Source organism: Lactiplantibacillus paraxiangfangensis, assembly GCF_036246185.1.
Lineage (GTDB): Bacteria > Bacillota > Bacilli > Lactobacillales > Lactobacillaceae > Lactiplantibacillus > Lactiplantibacillus paraxiangfangensis.
This window is the reverse complement of record NZ_BTPW01000002.1, coordinates 100,471-119,719: the sequence shown is the minus strand read 5'-3', so window position 1 is coordinate 119,719 and position 19,249 is coordinate 100,471. Positions and strand designations below refer to the sequence as shown.

General features: G+C 48.6%; 16 protein-coding genes and 1 other annotated feature. Of the genes, 12 read left to right on the top strand and 4 right to left on the bottom strand.

Features of this window, described 5'->3' with window-relative positions:
* Nucleotides 1-147: 147 nt before the first annotated feature.
* The 3 genes from AAA939_RS01570 to AAA939_RS01560 are packed head-to-tail and all read left to right on the top strand — an operon-like array spanning nt 148 to nt 3,997.
* Complete coding sequence (locus tag AAA939_RS01570) at nt 148-1,674, top strand: ABC transporter permease/substrate-binding protein (RefSeq protein ID WP_338208091.1); 1,527 nt, start codon at nt 148-150, stop codon at nt 1,672-1,674.
* Nucleotides 1,675-2,646: an ABC transporter ATP-binding protein gene (locus tag AAA939_RS01565; protein ID WP_338208092.1), complete on the top strand. Its 972-nt coding sequence runs from the start codon at nt 1,675-1,677 to the stop codon at nt 2,644-2,646.
* A gap of 16 nt (nt 2,647-2,662) precedes the next feature.
* Nucleotides 2,663-3,997, top strand: a complete 1,335-nt coding sequence (locus tag AAA939_RS01560) for a dihydrolipoyl dehydrogenase family protein (protein WP_338208093.1) — start codon at nt 2,663-2,665, stop codon at nt 3,995-3,997.
* Nucleotides 3,998-4,080: 83 nt separating this feature from the next.
* Here the strand turns inward: AAA939_RS01560 and AAA939_RS01555 are convergent, their stop codons facing one another.
* From AAA939_RS01555 to AAA939_RS01545, 3 genes are all read right to left on the bottom strand, one after another.
* Nucleotides 4,081-5,232: an MFS transporter gene (locus AAA939_RS01555; RefSeq protein WP_338208094.1), complete on the bottom strand. Its 1,152-nt coding sequence runs from the start codon at nt 5,230-5,232 to the stop codon at nt 4,081-4,083.
* A gap of 2 nt (nt 5,233-5,234) precedes the next feature.
* Nucleotides 5,235-6,026 carry a Cof-type HAD-IIB family hydrolase gene (locus AAA939_RS01550; RefSeq protein WP_338208095.1) on the bottom strand — a complete coding sequence of 264 codons (792 nt, stop codon included), beginning with the start codon at nt 6,024-6,026 and terminating at the stop codon, nt 5,235-5,237.
* Nucleotides 6,027-6,096: 70 nt separating this feature from the next.
* Nucleotides 6,097-6,969, bottom strand: coding sequence for an AraC family transcriptional regulator (locus AAA939_RS01545; protein WP_338208096.1), 873 nt, complete (start codon nt 6,967-6,969; stop codon nt 6,097-6,099).
* A gap of 160 nt (nt 6,970-7,129) precedes the next feature.
* Here AAA939_RS01545 and AAA939_RS01540 point away from each other — a divergent pair, with 160 nt between their 5' ends.
* The 3 genes from AAA939_RS01540 (at nt 7,130) to AAA939_RS01530 (ending at nt 11,014) form a co-directional block, all read left to right on the top strand.
* Nucleotides 7,130-7,945, top strand: a complete 816-nt coding sequence (locus tag AAA939_RS01540; RefSeq protein WP_338230423.1) for a Cof-type HAD-IIB family hydrolase — start codon at nt 7,130-7,132, stop codon at nt 7,943-7,945.
* 67 nt (nt 7,946-8,012) lie between these two features.
* Nucleotides 8,013-8,258: a binding site (T-box leader), on the top strand.
* 151 nt (nt 8,259-8,409) lie between these two features.
* Nucleotides 8,410-9,786, top strand: coding sequence for a branched-chain amino acid transport system II carrier protein (gene brnQ / locus AAA939_RS01535; RefSeq protein ID WP_338208098.1), 1,377 nt, complete (start codon nt 8,410-8,412; stop codon nt 9,784-9,786).
* 43 nt (nt 9,787-9,829) lie between these two features.
* Nucleotides 9,830-11,014, top strand: a complete 1,185-nt coding sequence (locus AAA939_RS01530; RefSeq protein ID WP_338208099.1) for a cation:proton antiporter — start codon at nt 9,830-9,832, stop codon at nt 11,012-11,014.
* Between the two features lie 470 nt (nt 11,015-11,484).
* Here AAA939_RS01530 and helD read toward each other — a convergent pair whose 3' ends face one another.
* Nucleotides 11,485-13,794 (bottom strand): RNA polymerase recycling motor HelD, encoded by a 2,310-nt coding sequence (helD, locus tag AAA939_RS01525; protein ID WP_338208100.1) that lies wholly within the window; start codon nt 13,792-13,794, stop codon nt 11,485-11,487.
* Nucleotides 13,795-13,969: 175 nt separating this feature from the next.
* Between helD and AAA939_RS01520 the strand changes: the two genes are divergently transcribed.
* From AAA939_RS01520 to AAA939_RS01495, 6 genes are all read left to right on the top strand, one after another.
* Complete coding sequence (locus AAA939_RS01520; RefSeq protein ID WP_338208101.1) at nt 13,970-14,746, top strand: carbon-nitrogen family hydrolase; 777 nt, start codon at nt 13,970-13,972, stop codon at nt 14,744-14,746.
* A 49-nt stretch (nt 14,747-14,795) separates the two neighbouring features.
* The gene (locus AAA939_RS01515; protein WP_338208102.1) at nt 14,796-15,965 is read left to right on the top strand and encodes a pyridoxal phosphate-dependent aminotransferase; all 1,170 of its coding nucleotides are present in this window, start codon (nt 14,796-14,798) and stop codon (nt 15,963-15,965) included.
* Nucleotides 15,966-16,270: 305 nt separating this feature from the next.
* Complete coding sequence (gene trpS / locus AAA939_RS01510; protein ID WP_338208103.1) at nt 16,271-17,287, top strand: tryptophan--tRNA ligase; 1,017 nt, start codon at nt 16,271-16,273, stop codon at nt 17,285-17,287.
* A gap of 357 nt (nt 17,288-17,644) precedes the next feature.
* On the top strand, nt 17,645-18,166 hold the full coding sequence (locus tag AAA939_RS01505) for a hypothetical protein (RefSeq protein WP_338208104.1): 522 nt from the start codon (nt 17,645-17,647) through the stop codon (nt 18,164-18,166).
* A gap of 4 nt (nt 18,167-18,170) precedes the next feature.
* Complete coding sequence (locus AAA939_RS01500; protein WP_338208105.1) at nt 18,171-18,695, top strand: hypothetical protein; 525 nt, start codon at nt 18,171-18,173, stop codon at nt 18,693-18,695.
* Nucleotides 18,696-18,709: 14 nt separating this feature from the next.
* Nucleotides 18,710-19,246 (top strand): hypothetical protein, encoded by a 537-nt coding sequence (locus AAA939_RS01495; protein WP_338208106.1) that lies wholly within the window; start codon nt 18,710-18,712, stop codon nt 19,244-19,246.
* Nucleotides 19,247-19,249: the final 3 nt, after the last annotated feature.

Below are 19,249 nucleotides of genomic sequence, written 5' to 3'. Positions count from 1 at the left end.
AAATCATTTTTTGACAGATGAAAAATAAAGGTTTATCATCAAAGATGAAACTTTTAAAGTTACATCTAAAACGAGAATGCAAATTACTGGGCTTTTTAAGTTGGTATGCTACGATTAAGAAAATTAAGGGAAATATTGGGGGTAACCATGCACACTTTAATTCAAACGTTTATGGAACGCCGTGGTGACCTATTAACTGCGTTGTGGCAGCATTTAGGGATATCGATTGCGGCACTAGTTATCGCAATGGTGATTGCGATTCCGTTAGCTATTTGGGCCTGTCGGCGACCAAAATGGGCGGAAGGACTACTACAATTGACCAGTGTTTTACAAACGATTCCGTCATTGGCACTTTTAGGTTTGCTTATTCCACTCGTTGGGATTGGGACGGTACCGGCGGTGATTGCGCTAGTAATCTACGCGCTGTTGCCAATTTTTCAAAATACGTATTTAGGAATTTCAGAAATCGACGCTTCCATTGAAGAGGCGGCCGATGCTTTTGGGATGTCGCGGATGCGAAAGCTGTTTAAAGTTGAACTGCCCATTGCGATGCCCCAAATCATTTCTGGTATCCGTACGGCGCTCGTGCTGATTATTGGGACGGCTACGTTAGCCGCGTTAATTGGGGCCGGTGGCCTGGGGACCTTTATCATGCTCGGAATTGACCGTAACGATACGTCGTTATTATTAATTGGGGCCGTTTCGTCCGCGCTCTTGGCCATCTTATTAAGCGCCCTAGTACGTTGGTTCCAGACGGCTAGTCCCCGGCGTGCGCTCACGGTTTTTGGTGTGATTTTAGTATTGCTCGGCGGTGGTGGGGCGTACAGTGCCTATGCCAACCGGGTTGAAACGATCACGATTGCGGGTAAGCTCGGTTCCGAACCTGAAATCTTAATTAATATGTATAAAGAACTAATTGAAGCCAAGAATCCGCGCGTCAAAGTGACGTTAAAACCTAACTTCGGGAAGACGACGTTCCTATTCAGTGCGTTGCAGCACGACCAAATTCAGATTTATCCTGAATTTACGGGGTCGGTGCTTGAAACCTTAGTAAAAGGAACGAATCCTAAGGGCATGACGGCGGCGCAGACTTACAAATTAGCAAAACAGCGCCTGAGTCAGCAAGATCAGATGACGTTGCTTGAACCTATGAAATATAACAATACGTACGCGTTAGCGGTCACTAAGAAGTTCAAACAGAAGCATAAGTTGACTAACATTAGTGATTTGAACCGGGTTGAATCAATTTTGAAGCCAGGGATGACACTGGAATTTATCGACCGTAACGATGGTTTGAAGGGGCTCAAAAAGGCGTATAACCTTGATGTGACCGCGAAGTCCATGGAACCGGCATTACGTTATGAAGCCATCAACAAGGGCCGGATTAACTTAGTCGATGCTTATTCAACCGATAGTGAGTTGCGGCAGTATAACTTGGCGATTTTAAAGGATAACCAGCACTTCTTCCCGACGTATCAAGGTGCGCCGTTGATGAAGGTTAGCTTTGCCAATAAGCATCCACAAGTTGTCAAAGCGCTAAATAAATTATCCGGTCAGATTTCTGAAACTGATATGCAGGAAATGAACTACGAAGTTAACGTTAAAAACGAGTCGGCGTCTACGGTAGCACATCACTACTTAGTCAAACACGGCTTATTAAAGGGGGCAAACTAGATGACCACGGCAATTGAATTTCAACACGTGCAAAAGGATTTTCATGGTCAGACGGTGATTCCCGACTTGAACTTATCGGTCTCACAAGGCGAACTCTTCGTGTTAGTCGGCACTTCTGGTAGTGGTAAGACGACGTCGTTAAAGATGATTAATCGCTTGGAACCACTGACTAAGGGGACCATTTTAGTGGATGGCGTGGATACGACCACGGTGCCGGTCCGCGATTTACGGTGGCAAATGGGTTACGTGCTCCAACAAATTGCGCTTTTTCCAAACATGACGGTGGCCCAAAACATTGCGGTGATTCCTGAAATGAAGGGTACCCCTAAAAAAGAAATTAACCAGACAATCGATGACTTACTGACTGAAGTTGGCCTTGAGCCACAGGAATACCGGGATCGACTGCCAAATGAGTTATCGGGTGGTGAACAACAACGGATTGGGATCTTGCGGGCAATTGCCGCCAATCCGAAGACGGTGCTCATGGACGAACCGTTTAGTGCGCTGGACCCGTTGTCGCGCCAACAGCTACAGGAGCTAGTTTTACGGCTCCATGCTCGGTACCATAATACGATTGTTTTTGTCACGCATGATATGAATGAAGCGTTAAAGCTCGGTGACCGGATTGGCATTATGCGGCACGGTCAGCTGTTACAAGTCGATACGCCAAGTGAACTGGCACAACATCCAGTCAATGACTTCGTACGGGAGTTCTTTGGCGCTAGTCGGGCTAAAAATGTCTACGATGTTTACGTTGGCCGGGTTGGTCTGGTCCAAGGTTATTTAGCAAGTCAGCCGGACGTTCCCGCCGAACGAGTCCAACGTTTAGACGGGCAGGCCACGTTACGCGCAGCGTTTGAAGCGCTCAGCGACCATGATTACGTGGCGGTGACGGAGGATGACCAAGTCTTAGGTTACCTCGACCGCCAGACCGTGATGGCCTACCTAAGTGCTTATGAGGAAGTTAATTGATAAGGAGGACGATGCAATGTCTACACAGTATGATGTTGTTGTCATTGGTGGTGGTCCCGCTGGTACGGCAGTTGCCAGTGGTTTAAAGGCCAAGGGTAAAAACGTACTGATTGTCGAAAGTGATTTATGGGGTGGCACCTGTCCCAACCGCGGGTGTGATCCTAAGAAGATTTTGTTGAGCGCCGTTGAAGCAAAAGTCGCCGCTGAAAATCTGCAACATGCTGGGTTGACCGGTGTGCCGGATGTGGATTGGCCAGCCTTGATGGCACATAAGCGCGGCTATACCGATAAAATCAATGACGGTACTTTGGCCGGTTTAAAGGGCCAGGCCATCGACACGCTGCACGGCGAAGCCTTCTTTCAAGCTGATGGTCAATTGACGGTGGACGGGACCGTGGTTGCGACGAACGACGTCGTGATTGCAACCGGTCAGCGTCCTGCTATCTTACCAGTTACAGGTCACGAGTATTTTAAAACGAGTACCGACTTTTTGGACTTAGACACGATGCCTAAGCGGGTCACCTTTGTTGGCGGGGGCTACGTTGGGTTTGAATTGGCGACGATTGCGAACGCCGCGGGTGCCGATGTTCATCTGATTCATCATAATGACCGGCCCCTCAAGGAATTTGATCAGACCATGGTACAAGCCCTAATGGCGAACTTAACTGACGCGGGTGTTCAATTTGACCTCAATCAGGATTTACAATCAATTACGCAGGAAGCGGATGGGTTACACCTAAAGACCGCGCCGGGGTTTGAATTAGTCACGGACTTAGTCATCTGTTCGGCGGGCCGGGTCCCTAATGATGATCATTTGGGCTTAGCCCACGTCGGCGTTCAGTTTGGCCGTCACGGGATTGCCGTCAATGACCACCTTCAGACAGCCAATCCCCACATTTATGCGGTTGGGGATGTCAGTGACACGCCGGTACCAAAATTGACGCCCGTTGCTGGTTTTGAAGCGCGTTACGTGGTGGGCCAATTGACCCAACCAGTTGGCCCAATTGATTATCCAGTTATTCCAACGCAAGTTTATGCGGCGCCTAAGTTGGCTCAAGTCGGTCTAAGTGCGGCGGAAGCAACGGCACAACCGGACCGCTATGTTGTTAACGACCTCGATATGACGACGTGGTTTACGTATTATCGGTTTAACGCTAAGCAGGCCTTAGCTAAAGTGGTCGTGGATCAGACAACCGGGCAAGTTGTCGGGGCCACCGTGTTAAGTGACCTTGCGGATGAGATGATCAACTATTTGACGTTGCTGATTGAGCAGCACTTAACGGTGGCTGATTTACAACGGTTGGTCTTGGCTTACCCAACCCCGGCTAGTGATTTGCAGTATTTATATTAACAATGATGTGATTTAGCAATCAAAAATACCTCTTCAGAAGTGATTAACTTTTGAAGGGGTATTTTTAGTAGGATCAAAGCGCATCAAGCAACGGTTTTTTTAGGCCGTAATAAGGTCAAAACAGCCAGTAATGCCAGCGTGAAGGTAATCCATAATAACACGTTATCCGTCAGGGCTTGGGGCCCAATTTTACCTAATTGGTTCCAAACTAACGGGGCGAAAAAAGCGCTAATGATGGTGGCAATCGTTAAGGTGCTACTGAGCAGGTTGATCTGTGCTGGGTCTAACCCGTTGTTACTCGTAAAGACTAGGTAGGGCCCGGTATACGAGTAAATAAAGTTAAAACCAATGGCGGCGATGATGGCGACGGTCGCGTTGGACGTCGCCCACAGCAGTAAGACTGCCAACGCCGCCCCGGCATAACCCAAGGTCAAAGTGAAACGGTGTAGCCGTTTGTGAAGCGCCCCGAAACTGAGACCCGCCAACAAGCCGCCGACATTCATTGCGGCTAGTGTGAGGTTTAGGACTTGTGCATTACCAAAGTGTCGAAGTTCAAAGTAGCTTGGTAATTTTAGTTGAACACCCCAAATCAGCAAATAAGTGAGGAAGGTCAACGCGACGAGGAACCACTGGCGCCGTGGCAAGGTGGCCGTCTTAGTCACCGTTGTCACGACCGATGCTTGTGCGGGTTCGGGGACGTAGCGTGCCACGAGCAGGGCGATGATAGCGAGTAGCCCGTATAACCAAAAAACGGCGTGCCAACTGAGGCCGATAAGTAGACCAGCTAAACTGAGCAACACTGCGTTGCCTAAGGCTGACAACCCCGTCTGGTAGCCGAGCAGGCGGGCGCGCAAGTCACCCTGATAGCTGTGCGCAATTAAACTAATGGCGTGGGGCGAAAACAGACCAATCCCAACGCCAAGTAAAATTCGGCTAATCATAATTAATGCGAAATGACTTGTGAATGCGGGAACGATTCCCACAACGGCACTAATGAGCAAACCGCTGATAACGGTCTTGCGAATGCCCCACCATTTGACGAGCCACGGGTTAAGCAAGAGGGTGATCAGCGCACTCAGGTTCGCAATCGTGACTAGCCATTCGATAACGGTGGTCGGAACGGTTGGAAAAGTTTGTTTGAGTTGGGGAATAACGCCCGTAATGATGGTTGCCACGCTACTGACGGTGGACAGGCCCAGAATGCTGAGCGTCGTTTTTAAGTTAGGTTGCGTCATTGCTAGTCACTTAAGAGTTGGGCGATGGTCGTTAAAACGCCCTGGGCTTGATTGGTGCCCGTCGTCTGGTCAGCCACGGCCGTTACAGCGGGTTGGGCGTTTGCCATTGCGACCCCTAAGCCAACTTCACGGAGCATTTCGAGGTCGTTACCACCGTCACCGAAAGCGACCATGTCCGCTAATTCGATCCCGAGGATTTGACCGAATTCCTTTAACCCGGCCGCCTTATTCATTCCGGGTTGAATGATATCGATGTCGCCGTGACCACTGCTAGTTGGCTCGCCTAAGCCGGCTAGTGCGGTCCGCAGTTGTGCGACAATGGCGTCGGTCTTTTCTGGGGGACAACTGATGGCGAACTTTAAGATGTCGTCATCGATGGCTTGGTAATTGTCAATCACGGCCAAGTGGTAGTAATAGTGGCGCATGTTTTCAACGTGTTGTGGGTCGGTCGTGTTCAGGGTGTAAGCACTCTTCGCGCCGCAGACGAGTAATTTGAGTTCAGGAATCGCTTGGATCTTTTCTAAAATCGTCGTCACCGCTGTCGGCGCAAAGGCGTGTTGCGCGTAAACGTGTTGTTGGTCACGAATGTAGGCGCCGTTTTCAGCGACATAGATCAGTTCGGGATAGTCCTTAAAAAAGGACTTGAGTTGGTAATATTGGTTACCGCTGGCAATTACGAAGCGAATGTCGCGCAATTGGAGTTGTTGGTAAAGTAATGCGAACTTTGCTTCGTCGTAAGTCATGTCGTCTTTTAAGAAGGTGCCGTCCATATCAGTTGCCATTAATTTAATCATGTTGTGGGTCCCCTTTGCTTTAGTTGATGGCCGTAGTTTACCATGCGGAAAAAGGGGGTAGCGGACATTTTTACAAGCAACTGGTGTCAATTTTGTGATAACGGGCATAAGCTTGCCGATAATCGGTCGGGGTCATGCCCTTCCAGGTTTTGAAATTCCGGTTAAACGTCTTACCGTTGGGAAAACCACAGCTCGTTGCGATGTATTCAATCTTGCGGTCGCTTTCGAGAAGCAGTCGGCGGGCGTTCATGAGCCGAATCAGGCGCAAGTAGCGGTTGACCGACAGCTGAACGTTTGTGTTGAACTGCTGGTTGAGTGTGGTCAAAGAAACGTGAAAGTCATCTGCAAGGGTGTTCCCGCTGATGGGTTCGGAATAGCGCTGATTAATAGTCGTCATCACGTGATCGACTAATGAAAAGTTTGGGTTAACGTCGTGATCGTCTAACGGCGTCGTAAACGACGCGCCCAGCGTGGCTAATAGACCGTAAAAATGGCTGAGAATTTCGAGTCGTAGCAGGTCGGTCGTTGGTTCTTTTAAGAGTTTTCGGATGGCAACGAGGTGCTCGCGGATGAGCGCATAAGCTTCGGGATGGTCCTGATTGGAAGTCACACCGGCCAAGTTTAGTTGCCAGTTGACACTTTCGGCGACCCGGTTCGTTAAAAAGTCATCGTCAATAATTAGGCCGAACTCGTCCCAGTCGACTTGTTCGGGGCCGCTCGCGCTGTGAACGACGCGCCGGTTAACGGTCCAGAGGTCGCCCGGACGGTATTCGGTGGTGTGTCCGTCCGTAACGAATTTTAACGTTGCGCCGGCGTTTAAGTAGTTAAGTTCAATCCCTTGATGCCAGTGTGGTTTCACGGCAATGGGCGTTAGGGGATCGTGTTCGTAAAATTTAAAGGGTAGGCGGGGAATTGTTTGGACCGCCTCGTGTAAAATTTTCATAAAGTGCCTCACTTGGTTAGCGTCTTAAAAATGTCACCGTTAGCTTTCAAAAATCAACCATTATGCTGATTAGTCCATGCTATATTAAGGACAATTAGGAAAGCGGCTTCGGTGATATGGTTAATTGTAACCGAATTCGTGAACGAAAGGAAATTTAACTATGACGATTAAACTAATTGCAATCGATATTGACGACACGTTACTCAATTCGGCGGGGAAATTACTGACAAGCACGATTCAAGCAGTCCAAAAAGCAACGGCGCAGGGCGTTAAAATTGTCCTCTGTACCGGCCGTCCTCTAGCGGGGGTCAAACGCTACTTAGCGGAATTAGGCATTACGGGTGACGACCAGTACGTTGTGACGTATAACGGCGCGGTGATTGAAAGTATTACCGGTCGCGTTGTCGCGAAGCACTTAGTGGCAAACGCTGATTATCGCAGAATGACGGCGTTTGCCAAGGAACACCACGTGCCATTTAACGTCCTGGATGCGGAAAGCACGATTTATACGGCCGACCGGGATGTCAACTGGGTCACGGTCGTGCAAGCTTGGGAAAATAAGGCGGGATTACTGGTGCGTGAACCGGATGAATTACCCGCTGATTTTCAGATTGCAAAGGGATTATTTGTCGGAGAAGGCCCGCAACTAGATGCCGTGGAACCACTAGTTAGAGAAACGTTTGGTGGCGATCTGTACGTTGTTCGGGCGGCCACGAACTTCTTAGAACTGATGCACGCTCAGGTCAATAAGGGCCAGGCGCTTAAAGATTTAGCCAAGGTCTTAGGACTTCAAGCTGACGAAGTGATGGCGATCGGCGATGAACGTAACGATTTGCCAATGTTTGCGTTTGCCGGCACCGCGGTCGCCATGGGAAATGGTAGCAACGTCGCCAAAGAGGCATCGGATTACGTGACGCTCACGAATGATGAGGGCGGCGTGGCGGACGCCATTCAGAAACTGGTTTTGGTGAATTAGCGCCTAAAAAAAGATTGACAGCTCACAAAAATGAGTTTATGATTGCAATCATTAAAAATAAATGAGATTAAACGTGAAGATCAGGAGAGTAAGTTTGGGCCTAGTTTCAGAGAGTCGTCGGTGTCTGCGAGGCGATACTAGTCCTAACCCGAAAGTAACCTGTGAACTGCTGATGCGACGATTGACGAGTGTCAGCTGGGGGTCCCCATTATTGGACAAACGTATCGCAACTTAAAGTTGCCGTACGTGATGAGGTATTTTGCGGTTCGCAAAATACGAAGATAAGGTGGTACCACGCGCAAGCGTCCTTACTGAATCCAATTGGATTCGGTAAGGACGCTTTTTTGATTTCGAAGGGAACTTGAGGCTTATGCGGAATTATCGAAGTAGTGACGGTGGTTTGAACCGAGTGTAAGAAAATCGCTGACAGTTGGTGTTGAACATGACAAACGGAGGTTTATAAAATGCAAACGCAAAAATTATCGCTCAAACACTATATTATTATTGGCTCAATGCTATTCGGCATGTTTTTTGGCGCCGGTAACTTGATTTTTCCCATTCATCTAGGCCAGTTAGCGGGCGGCCACTGGTTAACGGCTGGTTGGGGGTTCCTGTTGACGGGGACGATCCTGCCGCTACTTGGCATCATTGCAATCAGCGTGACCCGGAGTAGCGGCATTTACGATTTAGCTAAACCGATTGGCAAACGCTACGCGACGACCTTTATGATCTTAACTTGTGCGACCCTCGGCCCGTTGTTTGCGACGCCCCGGACGGCGACCACGCCGTTTCAAATTGGAATTGCAAGCCACGTTAGTGCCAGTCAAGCCCCACTATACTTACTGATTTATTCGCTACTTTTCTTTAGCTTTACTTACTGGGCGTCCCGCAAACCAACTGGGATTATTGATACAATTGGAAAACTCCTCAATCCGACTTTTTTAATCTTACTAGCATTGATTTTTGGACTAGCTTTCACGCACCCACTCGGAACCGCTGGAACGGCCCGGGTCACGACGGCTTATCAGGGTGGGGCCTTCTTGAACGGTTTCTTGCAAGGCTATAACACAATGGACGCACTCGCAGCCTTACTATTCGGGATCGCGGTGGTTACGACGATTCGCGGCCTTGGTCAAAAAGAACCTAAGGCAATTGCTCAAACGGCGGCCAAATCCAGTCTACTTAGTATTAGTCTAGAAGTCCTGATTTATTTAGGCTTAATCTGGCTCGGCGCAACGTCACTGGCACATTTTAAATTATCAACTGATGGTGGGATCGCCTTTTCACAAATTGCGAACGCTTTGATGGGCGTTCCCGGAGAAATTATTTTAGCCATCATGGCGACCTTAACTTGTCTAACAACGGCGGTTGGCTTAACGACGTCGTTTTCGGAAGCCTTGCACGCCAAATTTCCAAAAATCAGTTATCGGACTTGGAACCGACTATCTTGCGGCGCCTCACTCTTGATCGCTAACATCGGCTTGGACCAGATCATTGCGTGGTCGACGCCAATGCTCATGTTTTTATACCCGCTGGCAATCACGCTAATTATCTTAGCCATTGCTTCCCCAATTTTTCACAACGACCCCGCCGTTTACCGGTGGACGACTGCGCTGACCTTAATTCCGGCGATCTTAGACGCGTTGGGGGCGGCACCCGCCATTATTACGCACTTAGGCTGGGTTCAGCAGTTACTGGCGTGGGATGACCGCTACTTACCACTGGCAAAACTCGGGCTAGATTGGGCCTTGCCCGCACTGATTGGGTTGATGATTGGGCTAAGCTGGCACGTGATTCAGCAAGGGGTAGCCGCGCGGAATTACAAAATGAACCGGAATTAAATGGTGTATGATAGAAAGTAACTAATTAATGGATGGTGAGTCGATGGCTTTTTTGGGAATACTTTGTTTGTTGATCGTTGCGACCACGCTAGCGGGACACTTTGCGCACCGGATGGGAATTCCGGCGGTGATTGGGGAGATCTTAGTCGGAATCGTACTGGGTCCCGCAATCCTCAACTGGGTCCACTTAACAACGATGGTTCAAACGTTTTCGGACATCGGGGTTGTCGTGCTGATGTTTATCGGTGGCCTAGAGAGTAACTTGGCGTTACTGCGCAAGTACTTGCGGCCGGCAATCGTGGTGGCAATTATCGGGGTGATTTTTCCGGTGGTCATCATGGGCGTCGCCAGCCGGTTATTCCAATTTAGCTGGTTCGAATCGTTGTTTATTGGGGTGATTTTTTCTGCAACCTCCGTTTCAATATCGGTGGAAGTCTTAAAGGAATTCAAGGCGCTGGATACTAAGGAAGGCGCGACGATTTTAGGGGCCGCCGTCGCGGATGACATCATTGGCGTGATCTTACTCAGTATCATGATTTCGATGATGGGGCATCAAAGCGGTGTGAGCCAGACTAATTTGGGTGTCGTGTTGCTTGAACAAGTCGCTTTCTTTATTGGCGTTTTTGTTGTCATTAAATGGGTGGCACCGTACTTAATGCGGCTGAGTGACCATTTGTTAATGGCGGCTAGTCCGACCATCGTGGCCATCATTATTTGTTTGGCTATGGCGTGGTTAGCGGACTTGGTTGGCTTAAGCGGTGCGATTGGCGCGTTCTTTGCCGGCGTCGCCATTGCGCAAACGGACTACCAACACGTTGTGGACGTTTCGATTGAACCGGTTGGCTACACGATGTTTATCCCGCTATTTTTCGTCAGTGTCGGCCTGAACATGACGTTTAAAGGGTTCTGGGAAGCCTTGCCGTTTATTGCGGTAATGACGGTCCTCGGTGTCCTAACCAAGCTATTGGGTTGCGGCCTGGGCGCAAAACTGAACGGCTTCAGTGGGCATAGTAACTATTTAGTCGGAGCCGGGATGATTTCGCGTGGTGAAATGGCGTTGATTACGGCCCAAATTGGGTTTTCAGCACACTTATTATCCGGTGACTATTATTCCGATGTGATTCTGGTCATTATTTTGGTCACCATGATTGCACCATTCGTATTGAAGGATGCGATCCACCGTGCCCCGCACGCAACTAGGACCCCCAAGTCTGTAGAAGAAAATTAATTTTAAATTTTGAGTCTAAAATAGCCTTGTTACTAACACTTTAACGGTGTTAATAACAAGGCTTTTAGTTTTGTGAAAACATATATTTATTTACCCGCTTCGGCAGGCAGAACCGGTGTGCTATGGAGACGATAATCAAATCAGTTAATCACCGAGCACAACTTGAATCAACAGTTCTGGTCGCTACTGATAACATGTGGTCTTAAGCCTCGACCGATACTATCAGTGACAGCCTCAGCTTATTCAATAAATTTAAGATCAGTAATAACAGTAAAACTGTATTTAGCGCAGGCGGACAGAAGTGGTGTGCCGCGGCGGCAACATTAGCCAGCGTTTTTTGCCGGTTAATGTTGCGGGGCGATTCAAAGACGTGGTTTATCGGCTTTGAATTGAGGGAGCAGACCGCATTATGGCTGCGACCGTCCCCCATGGCACACCGCTTCTGTCCGACGGAGCGGTTAATTTAACCGTTACACACGGACCTGATGCTCGATCGTGAATAAGGTTGGATCGAGGTGGGCGACTAGTGGGGCGACGTCGCCGATGCTGAGCAGGGTCAAGTGGTGCATGGCCCGGGACGCAATGGTGTAGAGCACCCCAACGGAAGCGGCGTCCGGATAGTTTTCTGCCGAGACATCGTAGGCCACGACCGCGTCGAATTCAAGTCCCTTGGCTAGGTAGATTGGCATGACGATGACCCCTTGTGGCATGGTGCGGTCACTGTCAGCCATTAAGGTGGCGACCGTGTGATGCTTCAAGTATTGATAAACGCGTTTGCTTTCGGCAAGGTCCTTAGTTAAAACGGCAACGGTGTGGGTTGATTTTAACTGATACTGAACTTCGGTCAATAGACCGCTTAACGCGGCGTCCGTTCCGTAGCGAATCATTACCTTAGGAAGGTCGCCTTCACGTGTGAACGCTTGAATCTGGTCACCGTCGGGCAAGAGGGCCTTAGCAAAGTTGGTGATCTGCTTGGTTGAACGGTAGCTCTTGTTTAAGGTGATAAGGTTGGCGCGTCGAACGTTGAAGGCGTCACGGAGCCGTTCCAGCAATTGTTGCGGTTGTTCAATATCTTTGAACAGGGCCTGTTCGCTGTCCCCTAATAAAGTGAACTTTGCTAACGGAAAGGCGTGCTTGATGTAGAGCAGTTGCGCTAGCGAGTAGTCCTGCATTTCATCGACAAAGATGTATTGCATCCGCCGGTTCTGACCACTCCCCGTTAAAATGTCGCGGAGCAGTAACAGTGGTGAGCAGTCCACGAGGGCGATGCGATGGTACTCGATACCGCTACGGAAAGCTTGCATCCGGGCACGCCACTGGTCAGGTTGCACGTCGTCTGGGCGCGTGATTTGGCCCAGAAAATCATTGTACTGTTCGTAGGTATCTAAGAAGTAGCCGTTATAAATGGCATCGTAAACTTGGCGCAGGCGCTTAGTCACGATCTGCTTACCAATGTAGAAAACTTCGTCATCCATGGACTGGAACTCACCGCGCCGCTTGTCGCCAAGGAGGTCATGGTAAGCTTCGTCGGTCAATTGATCAATGATGTTGTTGACCCAGTCGGCTTGCGCTTCATCGTCGATCCGGTGTTTCAAGCGTTTGATCAAGGTGTTTTTAACGGCTAAAAAGCGGTCGGCTGGTTGCATGGCGGCGGGAAGTTCCGCCGCAATTTTTTCGATGGAAGCTTTATGGAAGAAAATCTCGCCGTTAAAGACAATGTTAGTAAAGCGCATCTGATCAGCCGGTAAAGTGTGACAGTAATGGTCAACTTGACGCATGAAGTCGGCACTCTCCTGAAATGCCCGGATGGCTGGTGTTAGTGCCGAATTTTTGCGGTCACTTTCGTAACGTTCGAAGAGACTTTCAACGGTCAGACCTTGGAACCGCGCGCTGAGAAATTCAGCGAGGGTCACTTGCCGCATATTGCGTTCACCTAAACTCGGGAGCACTTCTGAAATGTAGTGACTAAAGAGTCGGTTAGGTGAAAATAGGACCATTTGATCCGCTTCAAGGGATGCACGCGAATGGTAGAGTAAAAAGGCGATTCGCTGTAAGATGGCGGACGTTTTCCCAGAACCCGCGACGCCTTGGACCACGAGTAAATCGCTGTAAGTGTCACGAATGATGTCGTTTTGTTCCTTTTGAATCGTCGCAACGATGTTTTGCATGTACGCGTCGTTTTGTTCGCCAAGTACGGACTGTAAAATTTCGTCGCCAACGGTTTCGTTGGTATCAAACATGTTTTTAATTTGACCCTGATTGATTTGAAATTGGCGTTTCTTCATTAATTCGGTCGTTTGCTGGCCGGCTGGCGTCTGATAGTCGACTTGTCCCAGCGTGCCGTTATAGTAGACCGAAGAAATCGGGGCGCGCCAGTCGTAGACCAAGAAATTTTGGTCAGCGTCTACGAATGAGGCGGTCCCAATGTATAACCTTTCGGGCTCATCACTAGGGTCGTCTTGAATATCGATACGGCCGAAGTAAGGTGAGTTGCGCAAATCCTTTAAAACGCCGACCTGACGTTTTAAAATAGACTCAGACTCCACGGCTCGTTCGACCATTTGTTTTTGTTGTTGAAGTTCGGCGTTGGTTTCAATCCGGTCGTCGACTTCGAACGTGTTGACGGAGTTATTATCACCATAGTTTGTTTGAATCACATCGGTTTCTCGATGGGCCTTGGCCAATAAATCGTCGGTCTGTTTTGACCGTTCTTTAATTTGCTCAATGACCCGATCGACCCGCCGTTGTTCTTGTTGTTGCTCCTGCTCTGATGTTGCCAAGAAAAGGGCCTCCCGTCTGTTAAATCGTCTAAATTGCTTGAACAATTCTAGGCGGATTTGGGCGGGGTGTCAATTAAAGCGCTTGACCAGTGGCAATAAATTCTCGTCAGCGCTTGCATGGATTCAAAAAGTATTCTAATATGATTTTAATAATTCTAATCAATGGGGTGAGAAATTGCGAGTAGCCTTAGCGCAAATTGACGTTCAATTTGGTGATCCGGATGCCAACTTTACTCAAGTTCAAGCAGCAATTCAGCGGGCCGCGGAACAAGCGGTAGACGTAATCGTGTTGCCAGAAATGTGGAATACGGGATACGCGTTACAACGATTAAACGTTCTAGCGGACGAGGAAGGTCAGCGGACCTTAAAGCTCCTGAGTCAGCTGGCCCAAAAATTTAACGTCAACATTGTTGGCGGTTCGGTGGCAGTGGCTCGAGATGGGCAATACTATAACGAAATGTTAGTGGTCAATCGACAGGGAAAACTGTTGAGTCGTTATGACAAGGTTCATCGGTTTGGCTTGATGGCCGAAGACCGCTACATCACGGCCGGTGCGACTGAAAACTTATTTGCAATTGACGACGTGCCCGCGATGGGTGTCATCTGTTACGACATTCGCTTCCCAGAGTGGTTACGTAAACAGGCGGCTCAGGGTCCCCGGGTGATTTTTGTCAGCGCTGAATGGCCGACCGTGCGACTGCCGCAGTGGCGGTTACTCTTACAGGCGCGCGCTATTGAAAACCAAGCCTTCGTTGTAGCCGTTAACCGGGTCGGTAGTGATCCGGACAACGACTTTGGCGGCCAGTCACTGGTCATCGACCCGCTCGGCAGTATTATTGCGCAAGCGGAAGACCACGCGCAGATCGTCACGGCCCAGCTTGATTTAGCGCAAGTTGATCAAGTCCGGGGTCAGATCCCCGTATTTGACGACCGGCGTCCAGAATTATATTAAATTGGATTTTAAACGATTAAAAAAATCATGAATAGAAAGTGGTGCCTCCATGGAATTCTCAGAGTCTAATATTTTGCAACATTTACCCAAACAATTTTTTGCTAGTTTAGTTCAACACGTTAACGCCAAAGTGGCGAGCGGCGCGGACGTCATTAACTTGGGCCAGGGGAACCCGGACCAACCGACGCCACCCTTCATCGTTGAAGCGTTGTCGACCGCAGCGCAAGACCCGGCAACCCATAAATACGCGCAGTTCCGCGGGCAACCGGATTTCAAACAAGCGTGTGCTGATTTTTACGAACGGGAATACGGCGTTAAGCTGGACCCCGAAAAAGAAGTCGCTGTTTTGGGTGGGACCAAGATTGGGCTAGTGGAGTTACCCTACGCGTTAATGAATCCGGGCGAGACCATTTTGATGCCAGATCCCGGCTATCCGGACTATTTCTCCGGGGTCGCGTTAGCAAAAGTGAAACTCGAAACTTACCCATTATTGGAAGAAAACAACTTCTTATTAGACTTTGACCACCTTGACCCGGCCGTGGCCGACGCTGCCAAGTTATTGTATATGAACTATCCGAACAACCCGACTGGTGCGGTCGCAACGCCTGAATTTTACGCACAAACGGTAGCCTACGCTAAGGAACATCAAATTGGCGTGGTCAGTGACTTTGCTTACGGCGCAATCGGCTATGACGGAAAACGGCCGATTAGTTTCTTGCAGACGCCAGGTGCCAAGGACGTCGGGATCGAATTTTATTCCTTCTCCAAGACGTACAACATGGCCGGCTGGCGCTTAGGGTTTGCGGTTGGTAATCCAGACATGATTGAAGCCATTAACCTCATTCAAGATCATTTATTTGTCAGCGTCTTCCCAGCGATTCAACGGGCTGGGAGCGTGGCTTTGAATAGCGACCAAAGTGCGGCTAAGGAAATCAGTGACCGTTATGAATCTCGGCGCGACGCCTTATTGGGTGCTGCGGCCAAGATCAACTGGCCAGCTTATAAGCCGGGTGGTGCTTTCTATACTTTGATGAAAGTCCCTGCCGGTTACACCAGCGAACAGTTCGCTAACTTACTGTTAGATCAAGCCAGCGTGGCCGTTGCGCCATGTAATGGGTTTGGGCCACACGGGGAAGGCTACGTCCGCATCGGCTTACTAGTCTCCGAAGAACGACTAGTTGAAGCTGTTGAACGGGTTGGTAAACTGAACCTATTTTAACTTTGACAGCGTCCGTGATAACGCTTAGACTAGAGCTAATTAATCTTTGAAGAAAAGAACAGTAAGGCGTCCATCAACAGAGATCTGGCAAATGCTGAAAGTCGGAACGGACAAATGAATTGGCTTTTTGGAGATTCGGTGAAAACCGGGAACCCACCCTTATCGGCGTACGAGTGGCAGAAACATGTTTCTGCAATTTAGGTGGTACCACGGTGATGCGTCCTAATTGACTGATGAAGTCGATTAGGACGTTTTTTCGTCCTAGTAGATGGTGAATGAGGATAGGTATGAAAGGATGTTTGACGATGACAAAAAAAGTATTATTAACGGGTGACCGCCCAACCGGTAAGCTACACATTGGCCACTATGTTGGCTCATTACGTAACCGGGTCGCATTACAAAATACGGGTGATTACGATTCTTACATTATGATTGCGGATAACCAAGCCTTGACGGATAACGCCCATGATCCTGAAAAGATTCGGAAGAGTTTATTGCAGGTTGCCATGGATTACTTGGCCGTCGGTATCGACCCTGAGAAGTCGACGATCTTAGTGCAATCACAGATTCCAGCTTTGACGGATATGATGAACCAATACCTCAACTTGGTGACGGTCGCACGGTTAAACCGGAACCCAACCGTTAAGACGGAAATTAAACAGAAGGCGTTTGGTGAAAGTGTGCCAGCGGGCTTCTTCGTTTACCCAGTTAGCCAAGCCGCTGATATTACGGCGTTTAAAGCAACGACGGTACCCGTTGGGGATGACCAAGAACCAATGTTGGAACAAACCCGTGAAATCGTGCGGAGCTTCAACCGAACTTATGACACCAATACGTTGGTTGAACCAGAAGGCTACTTCCCAGCAAAGGGGTTAGGCCGAATTCCTGGTTTAGACGGTAACGCTAAGATGAGCAAGTCCTTGGGCAACGCTATCTACCTTTCCGACGACGTGGATACCTTAAAGAAAAAGGTTATGTCGATGTACACTGACCCAGATCACATTCACGTTGAAGATCCTGGTAAAGTTGAAGGCAACGTGGTCTTTACTTACTTAGACATCTTCGATACTGACAAAGATAAAGTCGCTGACTTGAAGGCCCAATACCAACACGGTGGCTTAGGTGACGTTAAGATCAAACGTTACTTGATGGAAGTCTTGGACGGTGAATTACGGCCAATCCGCGAACGGCGTGCGATTTACGAAGCTGATCCTGCCCAAGTGCTCCAGATTTTGAAAGACGGGACGGCCAAAGCTAACGTCGTTGCTGATCAAACTTGGAACGAAATGAAAGATGCCATTGGGATTAACTATTTTAAATAATTAACTAATCCGGTTGTTGCTGATAGCATGCGGTCGTGGGACCGGATCGATCCTGAGAAGCGGTCTCGACCCTCGCCCGGAACACTTGCAAAAAGCGCAATTGTCCCGGACCGTCCGTGGTGTAAGGGCAAAAAACATTGCCCTTACACCACTATCACGACCTATGCTATCAGCAACAACCTCTGATCATTCGATTTATTTAAATCAATAGAACCTTCTAAAGGAGACTCGTTTTGGGTCTCCTTTTTTGTCGTTATTTAAGCCTATTCGACTGTTAGTATTAATTGGATTATAAATGCAGTAGTCATTTAATTATTAAACGCGTAATATAAAAGAAAATAGCGAGGGGGTGCTCGGGTGAAAGCGTTAATTAATTATCGTCATAAGCCGAAGCATAAATTACATGTTATTAAGCTGTTTCGTGCCATGTGTCAATTGACGAACGACGATGTGGACGCGATGTGGCAGAATCGAATGGCACTGATCAGTAATGACCGCGTATTAAATGACCAGCTTGGAATGTTTGTCCGACCGGCGTGGTTTGATCTACCCGAAATTCGGGATAATGATGACTGGGATGCCTTGGAAAATGATCATGAGTATAGTTCGATTGAGATGCGGGCCACTGAACAAAAGCATCAGCTGTTAATTCAGACAGACTGTCCCGCCGAGACATTGGTACAAACCCGTGCCTACGCCGTCTTAATTAGTCGAATGTTGGGGATTCTGGGTGGTCGTGTCAGTGAGGATAACGGGCGCTCCTGGCAGAAGCGTGTGGCGTTTGACCAGAAGTACCACCCAATCGTGAAGCTGTCGCGGGATGAAATTATCCGCTTGACGGCACTTGAATTGCCGAACTTTTCACAGGAAGGGGACTGACTAAATGCAGGCTATTTTAAAATATCAATCTCAACGGACGCACTTTTCAGCACAGAATTTTGTACGCCAAATGTGGCAACTAACGCCAGATGAGCCGATTGAATTCAGTCATGATGGCTGGGATGAGCAGTTGAATGTTGATCATAGTTGGCATGTGAAGCCCTTTATTCCAGACTATGAGCGGCTTGTTCCTAACGGCGGTTTTGAAGCGTTGTCGGAGGTAGATAGTCGGGTAGGCGTTGAACCGTTCAAACAGCCATACCGTCTTTGGTTAGCAACTCAATATCAAGCTGAAGCGCTTGTAACTGTGCGGGCCTACGTTGTCATGGTCGACTTACTGATGCAACAACTTCCTGGAACCATTAGTTTGGATTTGGGAAAGACCTGGATAAGCCGTGAGGAGTTTCTAGCACCGTACGCAACTATTTTGACATTGAATCGGGCGGAAATTCACCGTATCACCGCGTTACAAACGTTGAGTATAAGTCATGATGATGAAATTGACCCACCGTTTCCGTTGCGGTGGTGAGAAAAGAGGAAAATATGAAAGCGTTGATTAGGATGGAGGATGAGTGGACACAAGACTTATCATTGTCGGCACTGGTTGCAAAAATGTGGCAACTAACACCAACAGAGGTTGCACTGTCACTGAAAGAAGACTCTGATGAACCCAAGTTAAATGAGCGTCAAACATTTGATGTGTGTCCAGCACTTTTTAAATTTAAAGATATTGCAAGTAATCCATTATGGCAACAGTTTCCAGCAAGAAGAGAGTACTCGTCCATCTATATGGCCCCATTACAACGTTATCGGCGGTTGCAAATTACCACGCCTTTCTGTGCCGAAACTGTGATGCAGGTGCGGGCTTACGCTGTCCTGATTTTGGAGGTAGCCCAAGCGACCCACGGTAAGATTAGTGAAGATGAGGGGCAAACGTGGCAAAGTATCTCTGAGTTTGAGTTGAAGTACCGATCATTATTGGATGCGCCAAGAGAAGTGTTACAGCGATTTAGCGCTTTAGAGGGAGATACCTTGTCATTAGATGAGACTGAATTTTCAAAATTCAGTTATCTATATTAAGGA